At 31.1% G+C, this 4,046-nt stretch carries 3 protein-coding genes; all 3 read right to left on the bottom strand.

From position 1 onward, the window contains the following. Nucleotides 1-876: 876 nt before the first annotated feature. Entirely contained in the window at nt 877-1,686 is an 810-nt protein-coding gene (locus AC1XJX_RS13540) for a hypothetical protein (protein WP_482004524.1), read from the bottom strand. A 67-nt stretch (nt 1,687-1,753) separates the two neighbouring features. Then, entirely contained in the window at nt 1,754-3,766 is a 2,013-nt protein-coding gene (locus tag AC1XJX_RS13545) for a DUF7151 family protein (protein WP_482004525.1), read from the bottom strand. A gap of 1 nt (nt 3,767) precedes the next feature. Next, nucleotides 3,768-4,046 (bottom strand): hypothetical protein (locus AC1XJX_RS13550; protein WP_482004526.1); only part of this gene is annotated, 279 nt, incomplete at its 5' end.

Here is a 4,046-nt window from a genome sequence, read left to right on the forward strand (position 1 = left end):
TGACAGAAGTATTTCCACACGCAAAAACTATACTGGTTGGAATAACCAATAACATTAAAAAAAGGATTAATATTTGCGTTTTATTTTTCATAAAATTCTTTCACAAAGATAGTGAAAATTTCAATTAGTTTCTATTTTGTGTGCGTTGGCAGAAACAGCTCTTTTATTTTTTTTAGCATTGGATTTTCGCGTTGGCAAAAAAAATAAATGTGCTGTTTGAGCGTTGGCGTTTTCAGTACTAAATTTGATGTTTTGTACGATTTACCGCATTATGCACAACGTAGGGATATGTTCACTGGTGTATATACCCACACTATATATACACTCACGAATATATTAAATATTTACTTAAAATTTCAATGGTTATTGATTAACTAGAAACTTAAATTCAATAATTATCTATAAATTTTTAGTTGTTTAGATTATTTGTTTTTCATTTTATATTTTCTTAATTTTCTGCTACTCGTAAGGCTTTTCAGGTACTCCCCGTTTTTTTAGTTGTTTCTGGACTCAACTTTAATGATAACTGATTATTATATTATTTCAAAAACCAATCAACCCAAGCATCCATTTGTTTCACCGAATTTGGTCTTAGAATAATCTCTCTATTGTTATCCAATAAAAACAAGCAATGGCTTGTAACGTTTTTCGAAGTGCTCTCTCCTGTTCGCCTTAGTAGGACTTGATTAAGAGCCAAAAACTTTGAATTTAATACTTTTCTATTTGTCAATCGAAACTAAAACTTTTCAATTCCGAGTTTTTGCCATTTTCCGTTTCTAAATTCTGAACTTGACCTTAAATTTACTAAAACTCCCGAAGTTTCTTTAAATCTGTTAGCATTCCAAACTTTTTGGGTGATTCAATTTTTATTAGCTGTTAATAATATTCAATAGTAGTTATAAAAGCACCAGGGAAACCATCATAATTTTCTGATATATTTCTTGGATAATCAAACTCGTTATAATCATATGAAAAAATACTTAACTCTCCATTATCTGGAGTAACCTCAGCTTCAGTGACGTTATTATTAAACGCAACTATTAGGTCAAAGTAAGTAAACAAGTAAATATTATAAACCGAAAGGTTATATGCGCCTGTAATATTTTTCCAAGGAGAGTTTTTGTCATCAAAACTAAGACTTGTTTTTGAAGGACCATAGGAATCTAATGTTTCAATAATCACAACATTTCCATTTTTAACCTTACATATTTGGCTTGTTGGATTTCCATTTTGGTCTTCTGATTTTACAGTAAAATCTCCATTAGCAGCATATTCAATTGTATCAATGAAATCATAAAGGACTGTTGCATTAAATTCACCTTCACGTTGTCCCGTAACTTTTTTTATTCGACCGTTAGTATCGTAACTAAAATTTTTAACAACCGCAACAGTAGGGGAGTTATCATTATAATTTGATACTCTTGTAATAAGATTGTTTGTGTATGTGAAATCCGTTGTGTAAAAACGGTATGGTGATGGTGTACCATTTATTAGGGTTGTGGATTCACTTTTTATTTTCACAATTTTATTTTGATCATAATAAAAATCATATATTGTAGTACTCTCGCCTACACACGTAATCCTTTTAGGTAATAAATTTTCAGTCGAAGAGGGGTCTGTAGTGTCTTCATTAATGGAACACCCAATAACTGTTATAGCAAGTAATAAATAAAGTAATTTTTTCATAATCAATTTTTTGTTAAAATGTAATAAATAAATAAGTTTTTTCATTGTTTTAATTATTAATGAACTACTAATACTTTTTTATCATTTTTTGAATAAAACTATTAATATATATTGTGTTTTTTTCCATTCGAAACTCTATTCCATTCCATTCAAAAGGTATCACAACGATTGAACCTATTTGTGTCCAAACGTTATTATTGTATTCATATCTTTTTATATTCCCTTCTCCATTAGGTTCACCTTGTATTTTAGATTCTAACAATGTTACTATATTACCATCTTCAGAAAGATGTATTCCTTGAAACTTAGTGCCAACTGCCCCAAAAGTTTGCCCTTTTTGATTCCATTGATTAGTATTTTCATCATATTTATAAACGTTAGCATATAAACCTTCTTGAATTACATTAAAAGAATTTTTACCGTAAGAAATAAATGCAATTGTATTAATAGACTCGTCAATTGCTAAAGAGCCTTGTTTTAGAGCAATTTTACTTCCATCACTTATTACATAAATTTCATTCCCTTTTTGAGTTGAAATACCATTATTGTAATCAAAAACAGTAATTTTTCCGTTACTATTTAGTCCGTCATAACCCCCTAATTCTGATTTAGCATAACCAGTAATTATATGGTTCATCGCAATTGAGTAATAGGGATTGTTACTTGAGTTAAGTTTACCTTCTAACTCCCAGGCACCTGAGTTTTTTTTATATACATTCTCATATGTTGCATATTTATTATTATCCTTTGATATAAGCAATGCAATATCTTGCCTAGAAAAGCTATTAGTTAGACTTGGCATTAATTGATAGTTGCCATCAATGAGTTGAAAGAAATATTGTTTAAAAGTGGTATATGATAAGGCCACCGCAATACTGCCGTCATAATTAAATGCAGATGGTCTAATATCACCTTCTCCGTTTGGTGATATGATAGGTGGATAATTTTTAATACCACTTTCAGTTACAGAATGGATATAAGCTTTTCCATCGAAAAAACTATCACCTGAGAAAAAATTACCATCACCGCTAATTTGACCAATCAAAATACTTCCTATTAAAGGATCATTATATGAATATAAAAAAACAGAGTTACTATTGCTATCCCCTCCAATACCTGAAATATTACCATCTTGTCCATCAACACCATCAACACCATCACAGATGAAGCGAGTTAATGAATTATCAACTTCATCATTTTCTAGTATGCTATTATTATTTATATCTATTCCTACTTCAATTTTAGTACCGCCAGTTTCACAATTAGGTCCTACAGGTTCTTCACTTATATTGATAAGACTTTTCAAACCTGTTTCTCCATCTGGTCCAGTTAAAGAGTCAATAAATTCCTGTTCTGTTCCTGTATTCCCTAAACCAATCCAAACTTCATAAGCTGATAAACCGATACCTCCATCTGGTCCAGTTAAAGAGTCAATAAATTCCTGTTCTGTTCCAAAGTTTCCTAAATCCAGCCAAACTTGGTAAGCAGATTTACCATCATCACCAATAGTGCCATTTGCACCATCTGCTCCATCTCCACCTCTTGGTCCTTGCGGTCCAACTAATGAATTTATAAAATCTTGTTGCGTTCCTCTGTTACCATTCGCTATCCATACATCGTATGCAGATAATCCATCCATCCCAGCTGGGCCAGGTTCTCCTGGATTTGCAGAGTGAAACGCAAAAGGCACATATGTAAATGGTTGGTTTGATAACTTTTCAAAGTTTGTACAACTTCCTGTTATATCTAAGTCTACTTTTAACGATTTAGTACTAGCACTCCATAATACATTGTTAAAACCAGAAGCATAACCTCCTGTTTGAGAATAAGTGCCTATTAATAGATTTACCATCCCAAAGCTATCTGTGGTAGTTTGTACTTCCTCTTGATACTCAGTAACGCCATTTTCATCTATAATATTAAACTTTAAACAAATTGAGCTATCTATCAAAGGGGAATAGGGGTTATCTTTTCCTGGAATTTGTTCTCCCTTTGGGTTATAAATAACTGCTTGATAAGTTATACCGCTACCTTGGGTAAAACCATAATTAAAAAGTAATAAAAACAGAAGGATTCTCATTTTAATTTATTGAAAATATAAGGTTAAACTGTATTTGATTGTTGTTGAAGTTAAGCTTTTGAGCTGTAGTATTTAATAATCCAAAATTTTTAGAAATACTATATCCAAGTCCAAAAGCAATATCATTTGTTATGTAATACCGAGCATCAATTCCTATTAGGGGTTTAACAAATAAACCTTTAAACTCATCACTAGACGTTAAACCGAAGGTTTGACCATTTATTTTTTGGTTTCCACTAATTATATGGTTTAAATTAACACCTGCATTAAGGTATAAGCT

The sequence above is a fragment of the Flaviramulus sp. genome, assembly GCF_982512915.1.